Here is a 26,625-nt window from a genome sequence, read left to right on the forward strand (position 1 = left end):
GCAATGGAGATACAAAATGTCAAAGCATTGCTTATAGAAGGTGTGCAAGGGGGGATAAAACCGAATGAGGTTTCCTCCCTTGCACTTGCTTATATAGGTGATGCAATATATGAAATATTTGTTAGAACACTTGTGCTTTCAAAAGGAAATGCACCAGTAAATAAATTGCATAAACAGTCAAAAGAATATGTCAATGCAAAAGGACAAGCTGAAATGTATAAAGTGATAGCAGAATGTTTTACAGAAGAAGAAAAAGCAGTATTTAGAAGGGGAAGAAATGCAAAATCTTATACTACACCTAAAAATATGGATATAGCAGATTATCGCCATGCCACAGGATTAGAGGCACTGTTTGGCTATTTGTATTTGAAGGGAGATATGAAAAGAGCAATAGAATTGTTTGAAAAAGGTGTTAGTGCATTGTAATAAAAATAAAAAAAATGAAAAGAGGTGAAAATATGGAAAAAAATGATAACCAGCTAGAAGGAAGAAATGCCATATTAGAAGCATTGCGTAATGGTAGAGATATGGAAAAACTGCTTGTAATAAAAGGGAGTGCAGAAGGAACAATAAAAAGAATAATAGCACAGGCGTCTAAAAAAGGCGTGGTGATACAAGAAGTGAGTCGCCAAAAATTGGACGAGCTTTCTCAAACAAAAAACCATCAGGGAGTAATTGCCATTGTATCAGCACATAATTATGCTACAATAGAAGATATACTTGAAAATGCAAAAAGTAAAGCAGAACCTCCTTTTGTTGTGGTATTAGATGGTATTACAGACCCTCATAATTTGGGGGCAATAATAAGAAGTGCAGAATGTGCTGGTGCACATGGTGTTATTATACCAAAGCATCGCTCTGTAGGATTAAATGCTACAGTAGGCAAAACATCAGCGGGAGCAATAGAATATATGCCAGTAGCAAGAGTAACAAATATTGTAAAAACAATGGAGCAGTTAAAAAAAGAAGGATTGTGGTTTGCCTGTGCAGATATGAAAGGCTTGGATTACTTTGACACTGATATGAAGGGTGCAATAGGCATTGTAATAGGAAGTGAAGGCGATGGCGTAAGTAGATTGGTAAAAGAAAATTGTGACTTTACAGTAGCAATACCTATGTATGGAAAAATAGCATCACTAAATGCTTCTGTAGCGGCGGGACTTTTGTTGTATGAAGTAGTAAGACAAAGAAAATTTTAATTATAATGATGTGATAAAAACTTTTTGTATAAAAAGCGTTTTATCATAATTTTTATGATTATAAAAAAGAAAGGAGGAATTATTGTATATTGTCAATAGAATTTTTGCTAGTAGATGGCTATAATATGATACACGCATGGCAGGAGTTAAAAGAGCTGGTGAATGTTAGTCTAGAAAGTGCTAGACAAAAACTCCTTGATATGCTTTCTAATTATAAGGGAAGTCAAAAGATGAATATTATTGTAGTGTTTGACGCATATTTAGTGAAAGGAAATGTAGGAAGTATATTTCAATATCATAATATTTCTGTAGTATATACTAAAGAAGCAGAAACTGCTGACCATTTTATTGAAAGAACAGTCAATCATATGCCACGCCATTATAAAGTAAGCGTAGCAACATCAGATAGATTAGAACAGATTATTATATTGGGAAATGGAGCAGAAAGAATTTCAGCACAACAATTGCGTCAAAGGGTTCTGATAGAGCAAAAACAACTACGTAAAAAATACATAGAAAATAAACCGCCTAAAAATAACCTTTTAGCAGATAATATAGATAAAGATGCTTTGGATTGGATTGAAGCATTGCGTAGACAAAAATGAAAAAAATGTAATGTAGTGTGAGGGTGTAATATATGGAACAACAAAGCGTTTATAGTGGGCAAAAAGATGAAGAATTAGTAAAATTAGTACAGCAAGGAGATAAAAGGGCACAAGAACACTTATTCAATAAATATAAACCTCTTGTAAAAACAAGAGCAAGAACATATTTTTTAATTGGGGCAGATACAGAGGATATTATACAAGAGGGTATGATAGGACTGTATAAAGCAATGAGAGATTTTCAAAAAAATAAAAATGCTTCTTTTAGAGCATTTGCGGAACTTTGTATCAATAGGCAAATGATTACAGCCATTAAAATGGCAACAAGACAAAAACATATACCATTAAATTCTTATGTTTCTTTAAATAGGCCTGTGTTTGAACAAGAGTCAGAAGAAACTTATATGGATATGCTTATGGGAGGAGAAATACTCAATCCTGAAGCATTGCTGATAGGTAGAGAAGATAAGCATTTCATGGAAACACAAATTATAAAAATGCTGAGTGATTTTGAAAAAAGAATATTGCTTTTGTATTTGAGAGGAAAAACATATTATGAAATATCGTGTATAGTAGAAAAATCAGAAAAATCAATTGATAACGCATTGCAAAGAGTAAAAAAGAAAGTAGAAAAATATCTAAATGAAAAAAAGAATTGATATTTTTTGTAGAATAATGTGTGTTTGCTGTGTCATTTAAAACTGTAGTAACTGTGTTTTTTCAATAAAAAACTTGACGTAACTGTTGTGATATGATACCATATAATGGTTGATGTGGGAAAGAGAGTACTCTCTTTTCTGTGCTGCTATGGCTCAGTAGGTAGAGCGTCGCCTTGGTAAGGCGGAGGTCACGGGTTCAAATCCCGTTAGCAGCTTGTAATACCCCTTGTGTTTTCAAGGGGTATTTTTGTGTTGGTGCTTTAGCGTAACAAAATCCCCTAGTTCTACTAGGGTGAAACAAAAAACTTTAGTATATGAAATAAAGAAATTATTGTTATTACTTAGCACATTTATTGCAAGGTGTTAATCCTATGGCTTTTGCTTGTTCTAATGTGGAAGGATAATAAGTACCACCATTACAAGAGTTATCATAATGGTATCTTTTACCAGTTCTTGTTATATATATTGTATCACTTTGAGGTGCAGATGTAGCTTGTGATGCCTGTCTAGCTCTTTGTTGTTCTTCTTGCTGTCTAGCGATTTCGGCTTGTCTTTGCTGTTCCTCTTGTTGTCTAGCGATTTCAGCTTGTCTTTGTTGTTCCTCTTGTTGTCTAGCGATTTCGGCTTGTCTTTGCTGTTCTGCCTTTTGTGCTGCAAGTACATCATTTCTTTCTTTAATTGACTGTGTTTTTTCTGGATTTGTTTTAAATTCTATAATACCGTCTGTTATATTCCAGTTAATTGGTGCATCTAAAGAAGTAGCAACAAAATTAACAGGTATGTATGTAACACCATATTGTTGTATTACAGCATGAGATAATGTTACAGGAACATTATTTACAGTAGCTGTTGCAGAATTTACTTTGAATTTAATTGTCTTGTCTGTGTTTACAACAACGATTTCCTGTGTATCTGCTTGCCATGTAATATTTGCACCAAAACATTCATAAATATCCCTTAGTGAAACCATTGCAACATCGTCTACTGCTACTGTTTCTATACATAACATAATGTCATTGATAGAAATTTTAGAGCCTGCAAAAACAGTAAATGCCATTGTTTGCAAACACATAATAAATGTTAATAAAAATGCTAGTATTCTTTTTCTCCTGTTCATAAAATTTCCTCCTCTAATGCAATTTTAATGTACACTTAACCAAATATAACATATTATGCAATATTTTGCAATGATATGTGAAAAAATAAAAGTAGAAAAACTTTTATAATATTTTGTTTCACTCTTTTACTAATGAAATTAAAATTTACGCTTAATGCAATAGAAATATTTGATGATTTTAATAAAAACAGAAATAATACAGATTTAACAGATATTCAAATAGCAGCGTATACTTTTGGGAATGTATAAATTGTAATACCCCTTGTGTTTTCAAGGGGTATTTTTGTATTTTAGAGTTTATGATGTTTTTTGTTTTTTAAATAAATCTTGTATAGTTATTATAATAACAAGCACAACAACTAATACTATAAATCTTAATATAATGTCAAATACGCTATTTACTTTTCCGTAGCGGTACATATCTAATATATAAACAGTATCTACATTGTAGTGCTGTGCCATTTTGTTTAACATAGTACGTTCTGTAGTGGTAGTATGGCGAATGTATCCAGTGGGGTAATGTTTTGATTTTATAAGTGCTAAATAGTCGTCAAAGTATACACAAAGCCAATAATTGTCTGATAGTTGTATTAAATAATAGCGATTATATGTGCCACCAGCAATTATATTTTGAAGTATTTTTTCCCAGTATTTCATAGGGTAGTGTGTAGTAATATATTCTGAAATATAAACAGTTCTTGTTGTGTGACGAACTCTTTGATAGTGTATTCCTTTTTGTTCCACATCACGAAGTCGTGCTAATGGACAAGCTACTAAATCATTGCCAGTAATTGTTACAGGGGTATTTGTATCAAAAAAATACGATATATCTTGTTGCGTATAAATTTGCTGAACATTTTGTGTTGTTTTTTGTCCTTGTTCTGTTCCTGTACCAGCTTTTAAATCATATAACCAACCAGTAGGAAGTGTTAGCATTATAAAAATTGCAACAATAGTATATAATATCATTGAAATAGAAAAGCGTTTTTTTTGCATAACTATCACCTATCATTTTAAAAATAAATTGATATAGTAAAAACCCCAAGAGTATGCTCTCTTGGGGAAAATATTATAAATTGAGTGAGTCCATAAATCTATCAAAATAAATATAGCCCTGTTCATTTCTTTTAAAAACACCAGCGTGATGAAGTACTTTTTCAAATACAATACCAACTTCTTTTTGTACAATTTCAGTAATATTTTCTGCTGTAATGACATCATATTTCTGAATAAATTCTTCTGCCCATTGAGCATGCTTTGCTGTTCTTTTGTCACTATAGAAATCTTTTTTATTCAAAATAAAATCTTTTAGCACTTCCAATTCTTCTTTTAAACGAGCAGGAAGTACAGCAAGTCCCATTACTTCAATCAAACCGATATTTTCTTTTTTAATGTGGTGTAATTCCTGGTGAGGGTGATATACACCAAGAGGATACTGTTCTGTTGTGATATTGTTTCTAAGTACTAAATCTAATTCAAATGTATCTCCCACTTTTCTAGCAATAGGGGTAATGGTAGAATGAGGCTCACCATCTGTATGAGAGAATATAAATGCTTGCTCATCTGTATAATTACGCCATTTTTGAAGTATCCTATCACCTAATTCTATTAGTGTTTGTGTATCTTTATGACGAATACGAATAACAGACATAGGCCATTTTACACGACCTACTTCTACATCTTCAAAACCTTTTATAGTATAATTTTTTTCTATAGTAGCACTTGCCATAGGAAACTGATAATGTCCTCCTTGAAAATGGTCATGAGAAAGTATAGAACCCCCTACAATAGGCAAATCTGCATTAGAGCCTATAAAATAATGAGGGAATAATTTTATAAAATCAAATAATTTTATAAATGCCTCTTTGTTAATTGCCATAGGAATGTGTTTTTTGTTAAAGGCAATGCAGTGCTCGTTGTAATATACATAAGGGGAATATTGAAATCCCCATTCACCGCCTGCCATAGTGATAGTGATAATTCTGTGATTTTGTCTGGCAGGGTGATTGACACGACCAGAATAACCTACATTTTCGGCACAAAGTTGACATTTTGGGTAACTGCTTTGTTTTGCATTTTTGGCAGCAGCAATTGCTTTAGGGTCTTTTTCTGGTTTGCTTAAATTGATGGTAATGTCTAAGTCACCATATTGTGTATGTGTTTTCCACCTTTGGTCTTTTATAATACGATAACGGCGTATGTAGTCTGTATTTTGGCTAAAATCGTAATACCAGTCTGTAGCAGCTTCAGCAGAATTTTGATATAACTGCCAAAATTTTTGACTAACTTCACTAGGACGAGGTACTAAAAGCCCCATAATTTTGGTATCAAATAAATCTTTGTATACAATACTATCTTCTATCAAACCCTTTTGACAGGCATAATCAAGCATATTTTGAAGCACTTCTTCTAAACAAATTTGTTCTGTGCTTTGTGCATCAATATTGCCGTCAAATTCTTCTAGCTCAAATAATGCCATCAATTGATTTGTAGTGAATATAATGTCGTCTTTTTGTATCAAATTTTTTTGTAATGCGTATGTTACTAATTTGCAAATTTGTTGTGTAATCATGTGAAATAACGCCCCTTTCTGATACTATGATACATCAAAAAACAGACGTATGCAATGCAAAAAAGCATATTGTATAAAATGAATATCAAAAAGATACTATATTGTATTATTTTGAAAGAAATACAAATAATAAAAAATAGTAATAAAAAATAAAAAATGTAACAATAGTTGTGCTGTAATGCTGTAATTACTTGTTAGACACGCTGAAATAATTATATTGTAGTAAATACAATATAAACAAAAGCAACACAAAACAGAATATAGAATTGAATATTTATAAAATATATGTTATTATGATAACTGTTAAATTTTGTTCCAAAAAATAAAATTTTGATAGAAAAGGGGGATTATTTTGGAACCAATCAATGTAGGCTTCTTGTCTGTATTGCCTCCAATTATAGCCATTGGTCTGGCACTTGTTACAAAAGAAGTCATTTCATCTTTAATTATTGGTATACTATCAGGTACATTAATTTATGCTTGTCATTTTGCCAGTGGATTAGGCGTTATTGTAAAAACAGTGGATACTACAATGACACTTATGGCGAGCAAATTAGCAGGAAATACTGCTATTGTATTGTTTCTTGCCATGCTAGGAGCGTTGGTAGTAGTAATTACAAAAGCAGGAGGCTCACGTGCCTATGGAAATTGGGCAAGCAGTAAAATCACATCTCGTACAGGGGCGTCACTTGCCACTTGTGCATTAGGAGCATTGATATTTATTGATGACTATTTTAACTGTTTGACAGTAGGTACTGTTATGAAACCAGTTACAGATAAACAGAGAATATCTCATGCAAAACTGGCATATCTCATTGATGCCACAGCAGCACCAGTGTGTATTATTGCACCAGTTTCTTCTTGGGCAGCATCTGTAATTTCTCAAATGGGAGATACAGGTTTGAATGGTATGGAGTCATTTATAAAGTCAATACCATATAATTTATATGCAATATTAACTATTTTAATGATTATTATTATATCTTGTTTGCAGTTAGATTTTGGCACAATGGAAAAATACGAACATGATGCTAAAAAATATGGCAAATTAGATGCAGATGGTACTTCTAGTAGTACAGGAGCAGAAGAATTAAATCAGCTTCGTATTTCTGAAAAAGGCCGTGTATTTGACTTGCTTATTCCTATTGCTGCATTGATAGTATTTTCTATACTTTCTATGCTTTATATAGGGGGATATTTTGAGGGTGGCATGAGTATTGCAGATGGTTTTGGAAATACAGATGCAGGCCCAGCATTGGCAATCAGTAGCTTTGCCTCTTTAATTGTAGCATTTTTGCTTTTTGTACCAAGAAAAGTATTAAACTTTAGGGAGTTTATGGACGGCGTTGGGCAAGGTGTAAAATCTATGGTAGGAGCAATTATTATATTGACATTGGCTTGGACAATTAGCGGTGTGTGCCGTGATTTGTTGAGCACAGGGGAATATGTAGGAGATTTGGTAGCAAATTCTAATATGCCCGCTATGCTTATACCAGCGATTGTATTTATAGTAGCAGGATTTTTGTCATTTTCTATGGGAACATCATGGGGTACATTTGGTATATTGATACCAATTATAGCAACAGTATGTACAAAAGTTGCACCAGATTTAACAATTATATCACTTTCTGCAACATTAGCAGGTTCTGTATTTGGTGACCACTGTTCGCCAATATCAGACACTACTATACTTTCTTCAACAGGTGCAGGCTGTAACCACATTGACCACGTTTCTACACAAATACCTTATGCACTCTGTGTAGCAAGTTGTTGTATGGTGGGATATATTATAGCGGGATTAACAAAAAATCTTTTGTTGACATTGGGCATTTCTATTGCTTGCCTTGTTATAATATTGTTTGTACTTCATAATATCGCTGTAAAAAAAGAACAGCTTGCTGAAAATAAATAAAAAAAAGGAACTTTTCATAAATGAAAAGTTCCTTTTTCGTTACTCATTATTTTCTTGTAATATCTCTATCATCATTTTTGCACCAATTTTAAAACCATATGTAAACATTTCTGATAGTTCTATATCAATAACATCGCATTTTTCTCTTAGTATATTCTCAAATTCTTTAGCAAGAGTATCATCTAATTTTGATTTAAAATCATCGTAATGCTTTTGGTATTCCTCTCGTGTTTTTTTGTAATGCTCTGTTGTAGGACTGTATTGCTCTGAAGGATATATTCTACCCTCGTATAAATCTTGTAATATTTTATCCATAATTATCACCCGTTTTCTATATTTCAATTTTAGTAGTAAATTTTAAGTTTTCTAAAGCATACTCTAATGCCATACACATCAATTCATTTCTGGAGCGTTTACTTCTTTTTGCCAATTCATCAAACTCTTTTTGTGTTTTTATTTTCATTCTTAATGTCATATTTATATAAGTATTTTCTTCGTCATCTATATTTTTAGGTGTTACAATAAATTCTTTTGACATAATAGTATATCCCCCTCCATATTTATACTTTTATAACAATTATATCAGTTAAATATTGACATTTATACATTATAATTTATAATAAATTTATAATATAATTATATTATAAATTGTAATATAATATAAAAATAGTGATAAAGAGATATAAAAATAGGGGGGAACTTTTCACAAGTGAAAAGTTCTCCCCTTGCTTTGTCCGCTTTTTCAAAAAACTTCGTTTTACTATTTATTTTAATATTTTAATGTTTGAAGCAATTCTTTTTTTAAGCAACCCAACAACATCAAAAACAGTATATACAACAACATCACAGCACTAATACACAACAAAAAGAACATTTTAGAAGGTGTACCTATTTGTATAACATATCTTATCACAAGCCCTGCTGCCAAACCTGCCAAAAGCGGTTTCAAAAAGCAATTTCCAAACTGCACCTTTACCTGTGTACAGCAATAAATTTTATAAAGGGAAAGCAACATTGTTAACATCAAACTTACAAACCACCCCACTAAATACGCATTTACACCATACATAGGTATTAAAAAATAAATAAAAGCAATGTTAATAATAGAAGAAATGACATTTGTTTGAAATATAAATGTATGCTCTCCTAGTCCATTTAGTAAGCCATTTATTGTCATTTGCATATACAAAAACGGGCATATAAATGCTAATAAAAATAGCAAATTACCTAACTCACTATGACCATATACAATATAGCATACTTCTTTTGGAAATACTGCAAACACAACACCCGCACCTATACTCAATATAGAGGAAAAAAGCAATGCTGTATAAACTGTTGTACTGATTTTATTTCTTTTATTTATTGCAGAAGCTTCTGATATTTCTGGCACAAGCGAAACAGAAACAGATGTCAAAAATGCAGAAGGTAACAGTATTAAAGGCATTGCCATACCTGTTAATTCTCCGTATGTACTCATTGCTTCCGTTGCAGACTGTCCGAATAGTTGTAATCTTTGAGGAATTAAAATATTTTCTGCTGTGGACAAAAAAGAACTTACCACTCTACTTGCTGTTAAAGGTATTGCCATGCTACATATCATATAAAATGCTTTTGTTACTGTAATACTTGGTTTTTTGATATATTTCTTTTTTCTTTTAAATCGTATGTAATTACAAAATACAAATAAAAAAGAAAGCACTTCACCGCTTACAATGCCTATTACGGCACATACACAAGCATAATTTAATCCTTTTGGTACAAAAAAAGAGGCTGTCATATAAATTGCTACAATTCTAACAATTTGTTCCAATACTTGAGATATTGCAGGTATGATTGCGTGCTGTAATCCCAAAAAATACCCTCTAATACAAGAACCACTTGACATAAATGGTATGGCAAATGCAAGCACTCTAAATGCAAATGCTGTACGGGGCTCTTTTAATATTGTCGCTGAAAACCAATCTGCACAAAAAAACAAAAAACTACTTATTATGATACTTGCTGTGATTGTCATAAAAAGAGATTGTTTGAGTATACGCCCCATATTTCCCGTTTGATTTTTTGCCTTCTCTTGTGCCGTTAATTTCGATATGGTTGTAGTAAATCCTGATGATGTGATGCTCCACGTCAACATATAAATAGGCATAATTAACTGATATAATCCCATTCCTTCAGAGCCAATTAAATTGACCATATATACCCTATAAAAAAAACCTATCACTTTTGTAATTAAACTGGCTGAAGTCAATATTAGCGTACCTGCAATGACTGTTTTTTTGCTCATTAAAAAATCCCTCTTTTTGAATAGTTTGTTTAACATATGCTCGAAAAAAGGGGAATATTCCAGTCTGTCATTAAACGAATAAAAAATAAATAAAGATGGGAAAACGAAGTTTTCCCATCTACATATGAAATATATACTTATTCTGAACGATACCATTTTGAAGCAGTTTCAGGAAGTACAGAATTGATATAGCTTTCTGTAGCAAATTCTAATGCTGCAAAACCACCTATTCTAGGTAATATTTGCACTGACCAATGTAAACAATTATCATGTTTTTGTGTTTGTTCTGTACCGCCTTCTACAAAGCAGATGTTATAACTGATGTCCTCCCTTAATTGTGTAATACGTTTTAACATTTTTTGAAGTATAAAAGCAAAATCATTTATTTCTTTTTGCTCTAGTAAAGCAAAAGAAGAAATGTGTTTTTTGGGTAATATCCACACTTCATAACTAAATCGAGAAGCATAAGGAGCAAATGCAATAAAATGTTCTGTTTCACCGCAAATTCTAACTTTTTGTTGTTTTTCCCATGCAATCATATCACATAATATACAGTGATTATGTTTTTTATAATAGTCTAAAGAAGCAGTTTGATAAGTTTGCTGTCTTTTGGAAACAGTAGGTAAACCTACTAATTGCCAGTGAGAGTGCTTTATAGACATACCTGCATCAACACCTGCATTTTTAAATATTTGTACTTGTTGTATATTTTTGGTGTTTTTGATGTCTATAAAACGTTTTTGTAATACAGAAATTACATTTTGTAAATGTTCTAGTGAAAACTGTTCTATTGTCTGCTCGTGGTGAGGGGTATCCACAACAACCTCATGCCTACCAAAAGCAGGTATTGCTTCATAAAATGTTTCTTTTTCTACTTTCTGATTTTTGTCATATTGTACCGCTGGAAAGCGATTAGGAAATACTCTAATACTCCAGTTTTGTTCTCTGTCTTGATAAAGTGCTGGTGTTGTTTGACATTCATTTCCTCTACAAAAAGGACAAGGTGTATTTCTTTTTTCTTTTTTGATTAAACTTTTTTCAAATTCATATGGTCTTTTTTGTCGATTTTCTGCATAAATAATCCATTCTTGTGTTAATTTATTTTTTCGCATTTCAGACATATATGCACACTCCTTTTTATTGCTCATACAAATACCATTCATTTATGTTGTCAAAAATATTATTTTCTAAAGGTTTTACTTGTCCTTGTACTCTATCAGAGGAAAGCATTACAAAATCACGAAAAACAATGCTGATATAAGGCAATTCCTCTGCTATTTTCTTTTGTAAATTGCTGTAAGCCATTTTAATATCTTCGTCTTTTACACTGCTGTATGCAGAAGCAAGTAGTGCGTCCATATCACCGTTTTGATAACGGGGATAATTGGTTAAAGAGGCTTGAGCAGAGTGTAGCAAAAAGGAATAATTTGGCACTACAGAAAATTGCCAACCTCCCACAAATAAATCAAAATCGCCAGATTGTAATTTTTGAATATAATTGTCGTAACTTTGTCCGTCAAGAGATACTTCTGCACCAATGCCTCTTAATTCATCTGCGATACGTATAGCAACTTGTTTTCTGATTTCATTTTCTGTATTGTATAATATAGAAATGCGAAATGTTTCAGAAAGTTCATTTGTTGTTCTGTCAAGTATGCCGTCGTCGTTGGTATCTTTCCAGTTAGAAGCTTCCAAATAATCTCTTGCTTGCCCAATGTCAAAATCATATGTGACAGTATCTGGTTCATAAAACCAGTAATTGGTGTTGATAGGTGTCTGTGCTGTAATACCATGCCCCAAATAAATGCTTTCTAACATAGCCTGTTTAGGAGTAATGCTTGCAATTGCTTTTCTGACATTGCTGTCTTGAAAAAGGCTTTTAGAAAAATTAAATCCAATAAAATCATAATAATTAGTAGTATATTGATAATATTTCATTTCATTATCATTGTCAGATTTTCCTATATCAGAAGAACCCATTACTAATATATCCGTAAGACCTTGTTCAAAAGAATATAAATCTGTGTCTTTGTCTGTACTGATATTTACTGAAATTTCGTCAATGTGTGCTGTTGTGCCAAAACTACTAATACATTTTTTTAAACGCATTTCTTTTGCAGGAGTGTAATGTACAAATTCAAAATATCCATTTCCCATAGGCAACATATTTTTATCAGAATTTGCGATATTGCTGCCATAATATTGACTACTTATAATAGGAAAAAGTAGGGCATATAAATTGCCACTAAAATTTTGATGAAATGTAATTTCAATATCATAATTAGATATTTTTCTGTAACTTCTAATATAGTTAGTACAATTTTTATAAACAGCATTGCTGTCTGCTACTCTAAAAAGTGTATCAAGAGAGTATATTACGTCATCTGCTGTTAAATTTGTGCCATTTTGCCAATAAATATCATTTCTTAAATTTAATGAAAGTACAGTACCTCCTTCATCAAAACTCCAGCTCTGAGCAATAGAAGCAGAAGGCTTGTAATTTTTGTCAAGCTTTATCAAAGGCATATAAATCAATTTTAATATGGTATCTACAGAAGCATCTTGATTTAAAAGAGGGTTTAATGTGGTGGTGTTTCTCATAGATAAATGAAGTGTTCCACCCTCTTGTAAAGGCAATTGCTTTTGTGAGAGCTGTGCTTGTGCTGATTGCTGTGACTGCTGTGCTTGTTCTGATTGCTCTGACTGTTGTGTTTGCTCTGACTGCTCTGACTGTTGTGTTTGCTCTGACTGCTCTGACTGTGTTGTTTGTAATTGCTCTTGCTGTGGCTGTTGTGTTTGTTGCAATGTGCAGCCTGCTAATAAAAAAAGCAAGGCAATATAAATAAGTGTTAATTTTTTCATCATTTCCTCCTTGCTTTTCAATATTATATTATATCATAAAGCCATTGATATATTTTTTTAATAAGCATTACTTTTTTGACATATCTTTTTGTTTCTCCGTAAGGAATGTCTTTTAATGTTTTGCCGTCGTCACTGTAACGACTGTCTTGAAGCCATTTTGATACATTGCCACTTCCAGCATTATAAGCTGCTAAAGCTGTTTGTGTTGTACCGAATTGATTTGTCAATTTGTTTAAATACCAGCAACCAATTTGTATATTGCTATTTGCTTCAAAAAGCGTTTGATTGTGATATTGTTCCATATCTAATAATCCAGCTGCCCATTCTCCAGTTGCTTCTCTTATTTGCATAAGTCCTTTGGCATCTTTAGAAGAAATGGCATTTTTGTCAAATCTGCTTTCTGTAAAAATGACAGCATATACCAAAGAAGGGGGAAGTTCATATTGCTGACAAAAATAATTGATTTCTTGCTGATATTTTTTAGGAAAAATATAAGGTAATAATACAAAACGACAAAGGAGTATCACAACTGCAAAAAATAATGTTATTTTTGCTAGTTTAATACAAATTTTCATACTTTTCTCCATTTCCTATCCTTATATAGAATATTGTTTCTAGTTGTCTTTTTAAATGTTGTAAATCTTTGCTATTGTCTAATACTAAATTAGCTTTTTGACGATAAAACTCCCAATTTTTTTGGCAGCCAATACGATTTTTAGCTTCTTGGTATGTAATGTTATCTCTTTCCATAATTCTTCTTGCTCTAACTTCCTCTTCTGCAAATACTACCCAAATTTCACTGCATCTATTTTCTAATTTTGCCTCTAATAAAAGGGGGGCATCTAATACTATGCAAGTGTCTTTTCGCTTTTTCAATCTTTCTGCAATTTGTTTGTCAATTTCTTGTGAAATGTATTTGTGAGTACAGCGGTTTAAAAAGTCAAGCTTTTCTTTGTTTGTAAATACAATGCTGCCCAATTTTTTTCTTAATATGTTTCTGTCTTGGTCTAATATTGCACCACCGAAGTAATTTGTCAATTCTTCATAAGCAGGTTTTCCTCTTTCAATAATGCCATGTGCAATTTCGTCTGCATCAATAATATAAGCACCATTTTGTTTTAAGAAAGCGGATACAATGCTTTTTCCGCTACCAGTTCCTCCTGTTAAACCAATTACTTTCATTTCATCTCGCCTTTCTTTTATATATAAATTTATTTGGTTTCAAACCATGAATTTCCCTGATGTACTTCTACAAACATAGGTACAGATAAATTGACAGCTTGTTCCATAGTTTGTTTTAATAGTTGTGCTGCTTCAGAAGCGTGTTGTTTGTGTACTTCTAAAAGTAACTCGTCGTGTACTTGTAATATGAGTCTGGCGTGCAGACCGTTTTCTAAAAGCTTTTTGTGTACTTGTATCATAGCAATTTTAATAATGTCTGCGGCAGTACCTTGTATAGGCATATTCATAGCTACCCTTTCACCAAAAGAACGCTGTACAAATGTTTTTGAATGAAGTTCAGGCATTGCTCTCCTTCTTTGAAAAAGTGTTTTGACATAGCCGTTTTTTTGTGCATCAAGTACTGTTTTGTCCATGTATTTTTTAATATTGGGATATTTAGAAAAATATCCAGCAATATAATTTTCAGCTTGTTTTATGGTAATATTGAGTTCTTGGCTTAAACGAAATGCACCAATACCATATATAATACCAAAATTCACTGCTTTGGCATTTCTTCTTTGTATTTCAGTCACTTGGTCAAAAGGAACATTAAATACTTGTGAAGCTGTAATTGTGTGAATATCTTGCCCATTGACAAAGGCATCTATTAGTGTTTTGTCTTGTGCCATGTGAGCGAGTACTCTTAATTCAATTTGAGAGTAGTCACCATCTAAAAAACAATAATTTTCGTCAGTAGGTATAAAAACTTTTCTGAGCTGTCTGCCTAAATCCAAACGAATGGGAATATTTTGTAAATTAGGCTCTGTAGAACTAATACGCCCTGTTGCAGTAACTGTTTGATGAAAAGTAGAATAAATTTTTTGTGTTTTTTCATCTAATACAGATAGAAGACCGTCAACATAAGTACTTTTTAATTTAGATAACTGACGATAGTATAATATTTTTGGTATAATAGGGTGCGAATTGCTAAGCTTTTCTAATACATCGGCGGCAGTAGAATAACCTGTTTTTGTTTTTTTGCCTCCAGATAATGCCATATGTTTCGTACTGAATAATATTTCACCTAATTGTTTGGGGGAATTGATGTTAAATTTTATTCCTGCCATAGTATAAATTTCTAGTGTCAATATTTCAATACTTTTTTCTAATTCTGCACCATATTGTTGTAAAGCAGTTTTGTTTACTTTAATGCCATATTTTTGCATATCTGCTAATACTCTGATAAGAGGGAGCTCTATTTCAAAATAAAGTTGTTGTTGATTGTTGTCTTTTATTTTTTGTAATAATATAGGCATAGCTTTGTAAATCACTTCTGATTGATTGCAAGCGAATTGTGTTAATTGCTGCTGTTGTAATTCTAATAAAGAAATTTTTGATTTTCCTTTTCCTAGTAATTCCTCTTTGCAAGGATATATTTCATTTAAAAATTCTTTTGCAATATCGTCGTACTCATAAGAGTCTTTTGTAGAATTTAATATATAGGCAGCAATAGAAGCATCAAATATTACATCACTTAATTCTATGTCATATTGACGAAGTAATACCATATCTGTTTTGGCATTGTGAGCGATTTTACTGTAACATTTGTTTTCAAAAAAATCTTTAGCAGAATTTAATAAGTATACCATATTTTGATGATTTTGGCATAATAAAAAATAACATTGTTCTCCACCATCATATAAACTAATGCCTCTTATGATGTCATTTTCGTGTAAAATAATATAAGCAATCTGTTTATTTTTTTGTAGTGCATGAAATACTGTGTCATATTGTGAAGGCTCTGTAATTGTTTGATAAGAGATTTCATTTTTTAATATTGATTGTGTTTTGTTTTGTGTAAAACGATATAAAAAAGTTTTAAACTCTAATTGTTTCATAATGGCATAAACTTGTTCATTAAACATATTTTTAATACCAAGTGTGTTTTTATCAATAGTAATGTCAATATCCCTCACAATAGTAACAAGTGTTTTGCTTAACATTGCCTGTTCATAATAAGCTTTTAAATTTTCAGATGCTTTTTTAGGTTTGATGTCATCAACATATTGTATTGCATTTTCAATAGTGTGATATTGTTGTATTATTTTGATAGCTGTTTTTTCTCCTATAGAAGGCACACCAGCCACATTATCAGAGGCATCTCCCATAAGGGCCTTTACATCAATAAATTCTGTAGGTGTGACACCGTATTTTTGTAAAACATCTTGAGCAAAATAGTCTTCTATTTCTGTTTTGCCTGCTTTTGTTTTGGGAATACGTATTTTTAATGTGTCACTTGCTAATTGTAATAAATCTCTGTCACCTGAAATAATTACAGCTTGCATATTGTTTTGTTCTGCTTTTAAAGAAAGTGTGCCAAGTATGTCGTCGGCTTCATATCCTTCTATTTCGTATTGTTTTATTTGCATAGCAGTTAATATTTGTTTTAATAAAGGCATTTGTTCACGTAGTTCTTTGGGCATACCTTTTCTATTAGATTTGTATTGTTCAGATAGTTTGTGACGAAATGTAGGAGAATGTAAATCAAATGCTACTGCTAAATAATCTGGTTTTTCTTCTTCTAGTAATTTAAATAATATATTGATAAAACCATATATTGCATTTGTATAAGTACCTTGTGAATTTGTTAATAAAGGCACACCATAGTATGCTCTATTGGCAATGCTATTGCCGTCTATCATCATAAATTTTTCCATAATTATTCTCACTTTCTGTATAGCAATGTGTATTATAGCCTATTATACACTATTTTGGATATAAAAAACATGACAATTTTAAAAATAATAAAAAGCAGCTTAAAGTATGATACTGTAATATGTGGTTATAATAGAATTTGATAAAAAAGGCGTAATAACAGTAAAAAATAATTATCTATTAAGAACAGTTATTATTGACAATAGATGGTAGTATTTAGTATAATAAAAAAATGAACAAGACAAAAGAAAATAGAATTATGAAAGTATTGTAAATCAAGAAAGGAGTAAACAAATGAAAGCATATCAATTAAAACAAGATTTATATTGGGCAGGTGTGCTTGATAAAGACCTGAGAGTGTTTGACATTATTATGGAAACAGAATTCGGCACAACATATAATTCTTATGTATTAAAAGGCAGCGAAAAAACAGCACTGTTTGAAACTGCTAAAGTAAAATTTTTTGATGAATATTTAGAAAAATTGCAAGAAGTAGTAGATGTAAATGATATTGACTATGTTGTAATGAACCATACAGAACCAGATCATGCAGGTAGCATTGTAAAACTGGTAGAAATGAACCCACGTATCTGTGTGGTAGCAACAGCTTGTGCAATAGGATTTTTGAAAAACATTATCAATCATGATTTTTATAGTATTGCAGTAAAAGAAAATGACACATTGTCATTAGGAAATAAAACATTGCAGTTTATGCTTTTGCCTAATTTACACTGGCCTGATACAATGTATACTTATGTAAAAGAGGACAAATTGCTTTTTACTTGTGACTCTTTTGGTTCTCACTATTGCCTTGACGATATTGTGTTGAGTAAACTCAAAGATAATGAAGGATATATGAGAGCAACAAAATACTATTTTGATAATATTATAGGGCCATTTAAACCATTTATGCTTAAAGCATTGGATAGAATAAAAGAACTGGACATTGATATGATATGTACAGGACATGGTCCAGTAATAGATAGTAGAATAGATGAAATACAACAAACATATAAAGACTGGTGTACTGTAGTTAATCCAAATACTAAAAAGACAGTTGTAATACCATATGTATCTGCTTATGGTTATACAGGACAGCTTGCAGAAGAAATTAAAAAAGGGATACAAGATAGTGGCGATATTGATGTTAGAATATATGACATGGTAGTATCTGACCAAGCGAAAGTATTGGGAGAATTGGGATTTGCAGATGGTATATTGTTTGGAACACCAACAATAGTAGGAGAAGCATTAAAACCAATATGGGATTTAACAACATCTATATTTGCAGGAACACATGGCGGAAAATTAGCAAGTGCATTCGGTAGCTATGGCTGGAGTGGCGAAGGTGTACCACATATTATTGAAAGATTGAAACAACTTCGTATGAAAGTAGTAGATGGTTATAGAATTAAATTGCGTCCTGGCGAAAATGATTTGACAGGTGCTTATGAATATGGCTATAACTTTGGCTGTATACTTTTGAATAAAGAAAATGATAAATTGAAATCAGCTAAAAAAAGCCTCGTAAAATGTTTGGTATGTGGCGAAATATTCCCAGAAGGTATGGATACTTGCCCAGTATGTGGCGTAGGAAAAGAAAACTTTGTATCAGTAGAATTAAATGAGTCTGATTATCAAAAAGATACAGAAGAAAAATTTGTTGTAATAGGAAATGGTGTAGCAGGATTAAATGCAGCAAAAGAAATTAGAAATAGAAATAAAACAGCTTCTATTACTATGATAACAAATGAACCATATATTAGTTATAACCGTCCAATGCTTACAAAAACATTGCTTGCAGGTGTTACTGCAAAACAACTTGTAGTAGAAGACCAACAGTGGTATGAACAAAACAATATTGAAGTAATGCTCAATGAAGAAGTAAAATCATTGGATAGTAATAAAAAAGAAATCACATTAGCAAGTGGTGCAGTGCTGAGCTATGATAAATGTATCTATGCTTTGGGTGCAGAATGTTTTGTTCCTCCAATTAAAGGAGCAGATAAAAAAGAAGTTGTTACAATAAGAAGAATGGAAGATGTAGATAAAGTTAGAAAATTAGTAAAAACAGCAAAAAATGCAGTTGTAATAGGTGGCGGTGTGCTGGGATTAGAAGCAGCATGGGAAATCAAAAAAGCAAATTGCCATGTTACAGTAGTAGAAATGATGCCAAGCCTTATGAGTAGACAGTTGGATAGTGAAGCAAGTGATATGATATTAAAAGCAGCACAATCTCAAGGTATTGTAATGAAATTGGGAGCAAGTGTAGAAAGTATAGAAGGCGAAAGCAGCGTAACAGGAGTAAGATTAGGCGATGGAGAAATTGTTGCAGCAGATGTTGTAATACTTTCTAGTGGTGTTAGAGCAAATGTAGCTATTGCAAAACAAGCAGGAGCACAAATCAATAAAGCGATTGTAGTAAATGAGAAAATGGAAACAAGTTTAAAAGATGTGTATGCTTGTGGTGACTGTGCAGAATATGATAATATTAACTTTGCACTTTGGTCTGAAGCAGCTGAAATGGGTAAAGTAGCAGGAGCAAATGCAGCAGGAGAAGAAACAAGTTATAAAACAATTGTTGCACCTCTTGCTTTCCATGGCATGGATACTAGTTTGTATGCTGTAGGAGATAATGGCAAAAATGCCAATAGAAAATATAAAACAGTTGTGTTTAAAGATGATACAAAACATACATTTGAAAAATATTATTTTGCAAATAATAGATTGGTAGGAGTAACACTCATAGGTGATACTTCAAAAATGGCAAAAGTGACACAGGCACTTGAAAAACCAGCATTATTTAATGAAATGTTTTAATTGAACTGTTTTCATAATAAAAACCTTGAAGAGATTTTTCTTCAAGGTTTTTTACTGTTTTGAATGTTGTGTAGTTGTTTGCTTTTCTGCATAAAAAAGCACTTGACAAAAACAAGTGCTTTACAAAACATAGAAAACTATGCTATACTAACATTACAAAAGGGAGCAGTCACCACGTTATTGTGGTCACCCTCGGTTGGTGTCAAAAAACTACCCTAGCCTTGCAGGGCTATGATGGGTAGTTTTTTTGTTACTTCTTGTTGATGTAAGAAAGTAACGCTACAACAAATGTAGCGAAGGAGATAAACAAATCTAACACTTCGAACAATGTCATAGACATCACCTATCACCGCCAAGATAGGCGGACAGCCAAAGGCTGGCTTTTGCGTAGCAAAAGTGATGAGCCTCTCCCTTTTTGTAGAGGGTGGAACCACTCCGTCATGACTGCTAAGCTAAATATAGCACATAATTCGTCATAATTCAACAATTCATTTCTAAACATTATTGCAATTAAACATCTAATTACAACACAAAAAAAGCACTTGACTGAAACAAGTGCTTTACAAAACATAGAAAACTATGCTATACTAACATTACAAAAGGGAGCAGTCACCACGTTATTGTGGTCACCCTAGTTTGGTACTAAAAACTACCCAAAGCTTGCAGGGCTATGAAGGGTAGTTTTTTTGTTACTTCTTGTTCATGTAAGAAAGTAACGCTACAACAAATGTAGCGAAGGAGATAAACAAATCTAACACTTCGAACAATGTCATAGACATCACCTATCACCGCCAAGATAGGCGGACAGCCGAAGGCTGGCTTTTGCGTAGCAAAAGTGATGAGCCTCTCCCTTTTTGTAGAGGGTGACCACCCGTCATGACTGCTAAGCTAAATATAGCACATAATTCGTTATAATTCAACAATTCATTTCTAAACATTATTGCAATTAAACATCTAATTACAGCACAAAAAAGCACTTGACTGAAACAAGTGCTTTACAAAACATAGAAAACTATGTTATACTAACATTACAAAAGGGAGCAGTCACCACGAAGTGGACACCCTCTACTATGATGTAGAAATACTACCCTAGCTTTCTGAGAGCATTGACGGGTAGTATTTTTTTATTACTTATGCCTATCTATGTAGGTAAGTAATGCTATAAGGAAGTTACCAGATAGTAACAATAATGTTAATACTTGATATGTATCCATAGCACTACCTATCACCGCCAAGATGGGCGGACAGCCGAAGGCTGGCTTTTGCGTAGCAAAAGTGATGAGCCTCTCCCTTTTTGTAGAGGGTGGAACCACTCCGTCATGACTGCTAAGCTAAATATAGCACATAATTGGTCATAATTCAACAATTCATTTCTAAACATTATTGTTATTAAACATCTAATTACAGCACAAAAAAGCACTTGACTAAAACAAGTGCTTTACAAAACATAGAAAACTATGCTATACTAACATTACAAAAGGGAGCAGTCACCACGAAGTGGACACCCTCTATTAGTTGTAGTAGAAATACTACCCTAGCTTTGTGAGAGCGTAGACGGGTAGTATTTTTTTATTACTTATGCCTATCTATGTAGGTAAGTAATGCTATAAGGAAGTTACCAGATAGTAACAATAATGTTAATACTTGATATGTATCCATAGCACCACCCCCTTCCCTTTTTGTAGAGGGTGGAACCACTCCGTCATGACTGCTAAGCTAAATATAGCACATAATTCGTCATAATTCAACACCCTCAATACTTCCACAAATCATTTTTAAGGGGCTTAAGTCTAAACTTTAAAAAAAACTTCATTTCTGATTATACATTTTTATCACTATTTTCATTTATAGCAGTAAATTCTAACTGCTCTAAGGCATATTTTAATGCCATGCACATTAACTCATTTCTGGAACGGTCACTTTTTGATGCTAATTTATCAAATTCTTCTTGTAAATCTTTTTCTATTCTTAATGTCATTATAACAAATTTTTCTATACTTTTATGTGTTACAATAAATTTTTTTGACATAATGCTACCTCCATATTATATTTTTATAATAATTATAATTATTATAATTATTATATCTATTTAACATTGATAAATATATATCAAAAATATAGAATATAAATATATAATATAAATGTATAATATAAATATATAATATAAATATATAATATATAATATAAATTGATGGGTGATAAATTATAAGTAAATTATTAGAAGATTTATATGAGGGGAGAATATACCCCTCTGAACAATACAAAGCTATAACAGAATATCACAAGCATTTAAGAAAAGAACAACAAAAGCATTACAATGATTTTAAGAAAAAAATAGACAGTTCTCTTATTGAAGAATTTGACGATATTATAGGCGAACAATTTAAAACGATTACCATAGAGTTATCCGAAATGTTTATATATGGTTTTAAAATTGGTGCGAAAATGATGATGGAGATATTGCAGGAAAATGACACAAAGTAATTTATATCATTAAAAAAAAGACCTTGACAAAAAATCAAGGTCTTTTGAAATACTTGAACTAAATTTTAAAGAAAAATTTCGTTTTATCAATTACAAACGAAATTGAAGTATTTTATGATTAAAGATAAGTATTCATATATTGCTTTCTAATTTCCTCTGGCACAAGGCTGCCACCTGTTGCCCAAGCAATATGGACAGCATTTTGCATTTTATTTTCTAAGTGCTGTTTAGCAATATATTGTTTTCCTTCATCATATTGGAACAAATCTACAACGCCCATAAAAGAAGCACAAGCAGAAGGTTCTAGGAATATATTTTCTGTGTTTACAATATCTCTCATGAAATCATATATACGTCTATCTTGTAATGTCATTTCACCGCTAAGTATATTTCTCATAACATTACCTACAAATCCAGAAGGTCTACCTACTGCTAAACCGTCAGCGTGTGTCTGTCCGGAAAGACCAAAGTCTTGTACACAAACTTTATTTTGCATACCAGAAGCCATACCTAAAAGCATACAAGGTGCTGGAGTAGTTTCTACAAAAAATACATGAACATTGTCACCGAAAAGTTGTTTTAAACCAAATGTTACACCGCCCGGAGCACCGCCTACACCGCAAGGAATATATACAAAAAGAGGGTGATTTTGGTCTATAGTGATGTTTTGCTGTTCAAATTGTGATTTTAAGCGTTTTGCAGCAACAGCATAACCTAAAAAGAGTGTTACAGAATTTTCGTCATCTACAAAATAACTGCTAGGGTCAGCATCAGATTGCTTTCTGCCTACTTCAACAGCTTTGCTGTAGTCATCAGCATATTCTACTACATCAGCACCTCTTTTGCGAAGTAAATCTTTTTTCCATTGCTTTGCGTCAGCAGACATATGCACAATAACATGAAAACCAAGTGCTGCACTCATAATGCCTATACTCATGCCTAAATTGCCCGTAGAACCAACTTGTATTTTAAATTGGCTAAAAAAAGATTTCATTTCATCAGAAGCAAATACACTGTAATCGTCATTAAGTGTAATTTTGCCATGTTCTAGTGCTAAATCTTCGGCGTGTTTGAGTACTTCGTAAATGCCGCCACGTGCTTTTACAGAACCTGATATTGCTAAATGACTATCTTGTTTTAAAAATAGTCTGCCAGAAATAGAAACGTTGTACTCTTTTTCTAGTTGTTTTTTCATATTTTCTATTTCAGTGAGGGGGGACTCAATTAAGCCGTTTTGTGGCTGTGTTTCTGGAAAACATTTTTGTATAAAAGGGGCAAAACGAGCTAAACGAGCTTGTGCGTCTTCTATGTCAGACATAGTAATATTGATTTTAGATAGTGCTGTTTTTGCATCTTCTAATTCATCATTGAGCCAAAATACTTCTTGTTCAGAAGCGATTTTTTTGAGCAATGGTTGATTTTTCATTTGTTGCAAAAATGCCTGTTCCATATTTATCCGTCCTTTCTAATAGAGAAAATTGTAATGATATTTATAGTATATCGTAAAAATAGGTTTTAAGCAAGTGTTATAAAAAAAGAAGTATGTTTTTAAACAGTATCACTATTTTATGAGTAAAAAAATAGATTTGGTATAAAATATTATAAACATTGTGTTATAGATTGTAATTTTACCGTAAAAATTTAGTGAATTTTTTAACTGTATACATTTGGAAATAGGTTGAAAAATTTTGGTAAATATAATATAATGAATACAAGCCTATTAGATGTGTAATACTACTGGTAGGTTTTCCTTTAAAGACAGGTGGGACGAAAAATGAAAGGTGGGACGAATTATGTCCCTTTATAAAGAGAATTTATTAGACACATTACAGATGATAAAAAAAATAGCACCAGAAGAAATGACAGCAATTGTAAAAAGGTATCGTGTATTGCGTGCTATTCATTTATTAGAGCCAGTAGGCCGAAGAACAATTTCTCTTTCATTGGATTTTTCGGAAAGAACTGTCCGTAACGAAATAGAAAAACTGCATATGCAGCAACTCATTGATGTTTCGAGGGAAGGAATGAAAGTAACCAAAGAGGGCAAAAAAATACTAACAGAAATAGAGCCGCTTGTAAAACAGATAGATGGTATTGCTGTTTTTGAGAAAGAGCTGGCCAAAAAGTTAAGTATTACGGAGGCGTATATTGCAGAAGTAGGCTGTAAAGGCAGCCAAAGTATAAAAAAAGAGTTAGGACGAATTGCATCAGAAATAGTTCTGAAAAATATCACGAAAGAGAGTAAAATTGCATTAACAGGTGGTTCTACTCTTGCAACAATGGTGGAAGCGATGCCTTTTTCTGGTAATAAAAGGGCAGAGCTTGTTGTACCAGCGAGGGGGAGCGTAGGTGGTATATTAGAACAGCAAGCGGATACATTAGCAGCCAAATTAGCAGAAAAATTGTCAGCCAATTATAAACTTTTGCAACTGCCCGACCATATGAGTCAAAAAGCCTTCGAAGAAATGAAACAAGAGCCATTTATACAGCAAACACTAAAAGAAATTAAACAAGCCGATGTTTTAATTTTGGGAGTAGGAAATGCACTAAAAATGGCTAAAAAAAGACAGGTTGACTCTTGTGTTTATGAGTTTCTTTTAAAAAAGGGTGCAGTAGCAGAAATGTTAGGCTACTATTTGGATAGCGAAGGCACAATCGTGTATACTTCTTATTCTATAGGGTTACGATTGGAAGAAATAAGCAGAATGAAAAAGATTATTATTGTAGCAGAAGGAAAAAATAAAGCGGAAGCTCTTGCTGCTGTCTGCCCAATTATGCCGCAAGCTATACTGATAACAGACACCGTAACGGCAAAAGAGATAATTAAAAAAATAGACAAAAGAGATGTGAAAGTCTGTGAAGAAAAAAAAGAAGTCATAAAAAAGTAAAATGTAGTAAAAGAGAAGTGGAAAAATTGGGAGTGAAAAAAACAGAATAAAATATTCTGTTTAGGAGAGTGTGTGCGGAAGCATGGCTTTCATAAAAATGAAAAAAATAAAAACAACCTGTAAAGAGTAGGAAAGGAGATTAAGAATTATGCTGAACAAAAAATCGGTAGAGGACTTAGTAGTAAAAGGAAAAAAGGTGCTTGTAAGATGTGATTTTAATGTACCATTGCAAGATGGAGTGATTACAGATGAAAACAGAATAGTTGCGGCATTACCAACTATTCAAAAATTAATAAAAGATGGTGGTAAAGTAATACTTTGTTCCCATATGGGAAAACCAAAAGGAGAACCAAAGCCAGAATTGTCACTTGCACCTGTTGCAAAACGCCTTTCTGAAAAATTAGGCAAAGAAGTAGTATTTGCAAAAGATGATACAGTAGTAGGAGAAAATGCAAAAAAAGCCGTAGCAGAAATGAAAGATGGCGATGTAGTGTTGTTGGAAAACACACGTTATAGAAAAGAAGAAACAAAAAATGAAGATAATTTTAGCCAAGAGCTGGCAAGTTTAGCAGAAATATTTGTAAATGACGCATTTGGCTCAAGCCATAGAGCACATTGCTCTACAGTAGGCGTTACAAAATATGTAAAAGAGTCTGCTGTTGGCTATTTGATGGATAAAGAAATCAATTTCTTGGGCAATGCTGTAAATAATCCAGAAAGACCATTTGTGGCAATATTAGGCGGTTCAAAAGTGTCCGATAAAATCAATGTTATCAATAATCTTTTGGAGAAAGTAGATACATTGATTATAGGCGGTGGTATGGCATATACTTTTGCAGTGGCACAAGGAGGAAAAGTAGGTAATTCATTGCTAGAAGCAGATAAAGTAGAATATGCCAAAGAAATGATGAAAAAAGCAGAAGAAAAGGGAGTAAAATTTTTAATTCCAGTAGATACAGTAATCACAAAAGAATTTAAAAATGATACAGAATATAAAACAGTACCAACAAAAGAAATTCCAGATGATTGGCAAGGACTTGATATAGGAGAAAAATCTAGAGAACTGTTTTCAGATGCAATTAAAAATGCAAAAACAGTTGTATGGAATGGCCCAATGGGAGTATTTGAATTTGCTAATTTTGCAAAAGGAACAGAAGCAGTAGCAGAAGCATTAGCAAAAATAGATGCAACAACAATTATAGGAGGAGGAGACTCCGCAGCAGCAGTAAATCAGTTGGGATATGGTAGTAAAATGACACATATTTCTACTGGTGGTGGGGCATCACTTGAATTTTTGGAAGGAAAAGAATTACCAGGTGTAGTAGCAGTAGATGATAAATAATT

At 32.4% G+C, this 26,625-nt stretch carries 26 protein-coding genes and 1 tRNA gene; 10 read left to right on the top strand and 17 right to left on the bottom strand.

All coding sequences use genetic code 11. From position 1 onward, the window contains the following. Nucleotides 1-3: 3 nt before the first annotated feature. The 5 genes from C820_RS07670 to C820_RS07690 all read left to right on the top strand — a co-directional run bounded on the left by C820_RS07670 (nt 4) and on the right by C820_RS07690 (nt 2,678). Nucleotides 4-426, top strand: a complete 423-nt coding sequence (locus tag C820_RS07670) for a Mini-ribonuclease 3 (protein ID WP_004035139.1) — start codon at nt 4-6, stop codon at nt 424-426. 32 nt (nt 427-458) lie between these two features. Then, complete coding sequence (rlmB, locus tag C820_RS07675; RefSeq protein WP_004035138.1) at nt 459-1,199, top strand: 23S rRNA (guanosine(2251)-2'-O)-methyltransferase RlmB; 741 nt, start codon at nt 459-461, stop codon at nt 1,197-1,199. Nucleotides 1,200-1,288: 89 nt separating this feature from the next. Next, nucleotides 1,289-1,804: an NYN domain-containing protein gene (locus C820_RS07680; RefSeq protein ID WP_004035135.1), complete on the top strand. Its 516-nt coding sequence runs from the start codon at nt 1,289-1,291 to the stop codon at nt 1,802-1,804. A gap of 32 nt (nt 1,805-1,836) precedes the next feature. After that, entirely contained in the window at nt 1,837-2,463 is a 627-nt protein-coding gene (gene sigH, locus C820_RS07685) for an RNA polymerase sporulation sigma factor SigH (protein ID WP_004035134.1), read from the top strand. A gap of 142 nt (nt 2,464-2,605) precedes the next feature. Beyond that, nucleotides 2,606-2,678: transfer RNA gene (locus tag C820_RS07690), tRNA-Thr, on the top strand. A gap of 122 nt (nt 2,679-2,800) precedes the next feature. On the opposite strand, the gene C820_RS07695 is transcribed toward C820_RS07690, so the two are convergent. From C820_RS07695 to galT (C820_RS07705), 3 genes are all read right to left on the bottom strand, one after another. Next, nucleotides 2,801-3,580 (bottom strand): copper amine oxidase N-terminal domain-containing protein, encoded by a 780-nt coding sequence (locus C820_RS07695; protein WP_004035133.1) that lies wholly within the window; start codon nt 3,578-3,580, stop codon nt 2,801-2,803. Between the two features lie 297 nt (nt 3,581-3,877). Continuing rightward, nucleotides 3,878-4,576 carry a hypothetical protein gene (locus tag C820_RS07700; protein ID WP_004035132.1) on the bottom strand — a complete coding sequence of 233 codons (699 nt, stop codon included), beginning with the start codon at nt 4,574-4,576 and terminating at the stop codon, nt 3,878-3,880. Between the two features lie 73 nt (nt 4,577-4,649). Then, complete coding sequence (gene galT, locus C820_RS07705) at nt 4,650-6,152, bottom strand: UDP-glucose--hexose-1-phosphate uridylyltransferase (RefSeq protein ID WP_004035131.1); 1,503 nt, start codon at nt 6,150-6,152, stop codon at nt 4,650-4,652. 352 nt (nt 6,153-6,504) lie between these two features. On the opposite strand from galT (C820_RS07705), the gene C820_RS07710 reads away from it, so the two are divergent. Continuing rightward, entirely contained in the window at nt 6,505-8,064 is a 1,560-nt protein-coding gene (locus C820_RS07710; protein WP_004035130.1) for a Na+/H+ antiporter NhaC family protein, read from the top strand. A gap of 39 nt (nt 8,065-8,103) precedes the next feature. Here the strand turns inward: C820_RS07710 and C820_RS07715 are convergent, their stop codons facing one another. The 8 genes from C820_RS07715 to polA form a co-directional block, all read right to left on the bottom strand. After that, complete coding sequence (locus C820_RS07715) at nt 8,104-8,379, bottom strand: DUF6809 family protein (RefSeq protein WP_004035129.1); 276 nt, start codon at nt 8,377-8,379, stop codon at nt 8,104-8,106. Between the two features lie 16 nt (nt 8,380-8,395). Continuing rightward, entirely contained in the window at nt 8,396-8,602 is a 207-nt protein-coding gene (locus tag C820_RS07720) for a ribbon-helix-helix domain-containing protein (protein WP_004035128.1), read from the bottom strand. 231 nt (nt 8,603-8,833) lie between these two features. Further along, nucleotides 8,834-10,351: a putative polysaccharide biosynthesis protein gene (locus C820_RS07725; RefSeq protein WP_004035127.1), complete on the bottom strand. Its 1,518-nt coding sequence runs from the start codon at nt 10,349-10,351 to the stop codon at nt 8,834-8,836. 137 nt (nt 10,352-10,488) lie between these two features. Then, nucleotides 10,489-11,514 (bottom strand): galactose-1-phosphate uridylyltransferase, encoded by a 1,026-nt coding sequence (galT, locus tag C820_RS07730; protein WP_083863677.1) that lies wholly within the window; start codon nt 11,512-11,514, stop codon nt 10,489-10,491. After that, nucleotides 11,489-13,216, bottom strand: a complete 1,728-nt coding sequence (locus C820_RS07735) for an ABC transporter substrate-binding protein (RefSeq protein WP_156801395.1) — start codon at nt 13,214-13,216, stop codon at nt 11,489-11,491. The genes galT (C820_RS07730) and C820_RS07735 overlap by 26 nt, the downstream gene beginning before the upstream one ends. Nucleotides 13,217-13,236: 20 nt before the next feature. Continuing rightward, nucleotides 13,237-13,788, bottom strand: coding sequence for a lytic transglycosylase domain-containing protein (locus tag C820_RS07740; protein WP_004035116.1), 552 nt, complete (start codon nt 13,786-13,788; stop codon nt 13,237-13,239). Beyond that, the gene (gene coaE, locus C820_RS07745; RefSeq protein WP_004035107.1) at nt 13,772-14,395 is read right to left on the bottom strand and encodes a dephospho-CoA kinase; all 624 of its coding nucleotides are present in this window, start codon (nt 14,393-14,395) and stop codon (nt 13,772-13,774) included. Before coaE ends, C820_RS07740 begins: the two co-directional genes overlap by 17 nt. A gap of 29 nt (nt 14,396-14,424) precedes the next feature. After that, on the bottom strand, nt 14,425-17,091 hold the full coding sequence (gene polA / locus C820_RS07750) for a DNA polymerase I (protein WP_004035106.1): 2,667 nt from the start codon (nt 17,089-17,091) through the stop codon (nt 14,425-14,427). Between the two features lie 292 nt (nt 17,092-17,383). Here polA and C820_RS07755 point away from each other — a divergent pair, with 292 nt between their 5' ends. Further along, nucleotides 17,384-19,909, top strand: coding sequence for an FAD-dependent oxidoreductase (locus tag C820_RS07755; RefSeq protein WP_004035105.1), 2,526 nt, complete (start codon nt 17,384-17,386; stop codon nt 19,907-19,909). Between the two features lie 250 nt (nt 19,910-20,159). On the opposite strand, the gene C820_RS14580 is transcribed toward C820_RS07755, so the two are convergent. From C820_RS14580 to C820_RS07770, 5 genes are all read right to left on the bottom strand, one after another. Beyond that, a complete protein-coding gene (locus tag C820_RS14580; RefSeq protein ID WP_353477514.1) occupies nt 20,160-20,249 on the bottom strand; it encodes a putative holin-like toxin in 90 nt (29 codons plus the stop codon). A gap of 349 nt (nt 20,250-20,598) precedes the next feature. Next, entirely contained in the window at nt 20,599-20,688 is a 90-nt protein-coding gene (locus C820_RS14585; protein ID WP_353477515.1) for a putative holin-like toxin, read from the bottom strand. Nucleotides 20,689-21,036: 348 nt separating this feature from the next. Next, on the bottom strand, nt 21,037-21,123 hold the full coding sequence (locus C820_RS07760) for a putative holin-like toxin (RefSeq protein WP_242824481.1): 87 nt from the start codon (nt 21,121-21,123) through the stop codon (nt 21,037-21,039). A gap of 358 nt (nt 21,124-21,481) precedes the next feature. Then, nucleotides 21,482-21,568 carry a putative holin-like toxin gene (locus C820_RS07765; RefSeq protein ID WP_242824481.1) on the bottom strand — a complete coding sequence of 29 codons (87 nt, stop codon included), beginning with the start codon at nt 21,566-21,568 and terminating at the stop codon, nt 21,482-21,484. A gap of 160 nt (nt 21,569-21,728) precedes the next feature. Further along, the gene (locus C820_RS07770) at nt 21,729-21,938 is read right to left on the bottom strand and encodes a ribbon-helix-helix domain-containing protein (RefSeq protein ID WP_004035104.1); all 210 of its coding nucleotides are present in this window, start codon (nt 21,936-21,938) and stop codon (nt 21,729-21,731) included. 176 nt (nt 21,939-22,114) lie between these two features. On the opposite strand from C820_RS07770, the gene C820_RS14590 reads away from it, so the two are divergent. Continuing rightward, nucleotides 22,115-22,393: a DUF6809 family protein gene (locus tag C820_RS14590; protein ID WP_502799880.1), complete on the top strand. Its 279-nt coding sequence runs from the start codon at nt 22,115-22,117 to the stop codon at nt 22,391-22,393. Nucleotides 22,394-22,511: 118 nt separating this feature from the next. On the opposite strand, the gene dsdA is transcribed toward C820_RS14590, so the two are convergent. Beyond that, entirely contained in the window at nt 22,512-23,843 is a 1,332-nt protein-coding gene (dsdA, locus tag C820_RS07775; protein ID WP_004035103.1) for a D-serine ammonia-lyase, read from the bottom strand. 343 nt (nt 23,844-24,186) lie between these two features. Here dsdA and C820_RS07780 point away from each other — a divergent pair, with 343 nt between their 5' ends. Further along, nucleotides 24,187-25,281: a sugar-binding transcriptional regulator gene (locus C820_RS07780; RefSeq protein ID WP_004035102.1), complete on the top strand. Its 1,095-nt coding sequence runs from the start codon at nt 24,187-24,189 to the stop codon at nt 25,279-25,281. 145 nt (nt 25,282-25,426) lie between these two features. After that, nucleotides 25,427-26,623, top strand: coding sequence for a phosphoglycerate kinase (locus C820_RS07785; protein WP_347562965.1), 1,197 nt, complete (start codon nt 25,427-25,429; stop codon nt 26,621-26,623). The last annotated feature ends 2 nt before the right edge of the window (nt 26,624-26,625 follow it).

The sequence above is a fragment of the Clostridium sp. MD294 genome (genome assembly GCF_000364165.2).
In the GTDB taxonomy this organism is placed as follows: domain Bacteria; phylum Bacillota; class Clostridia; order Lachnospirales; family Anaerotignaceae; genus Coprocola.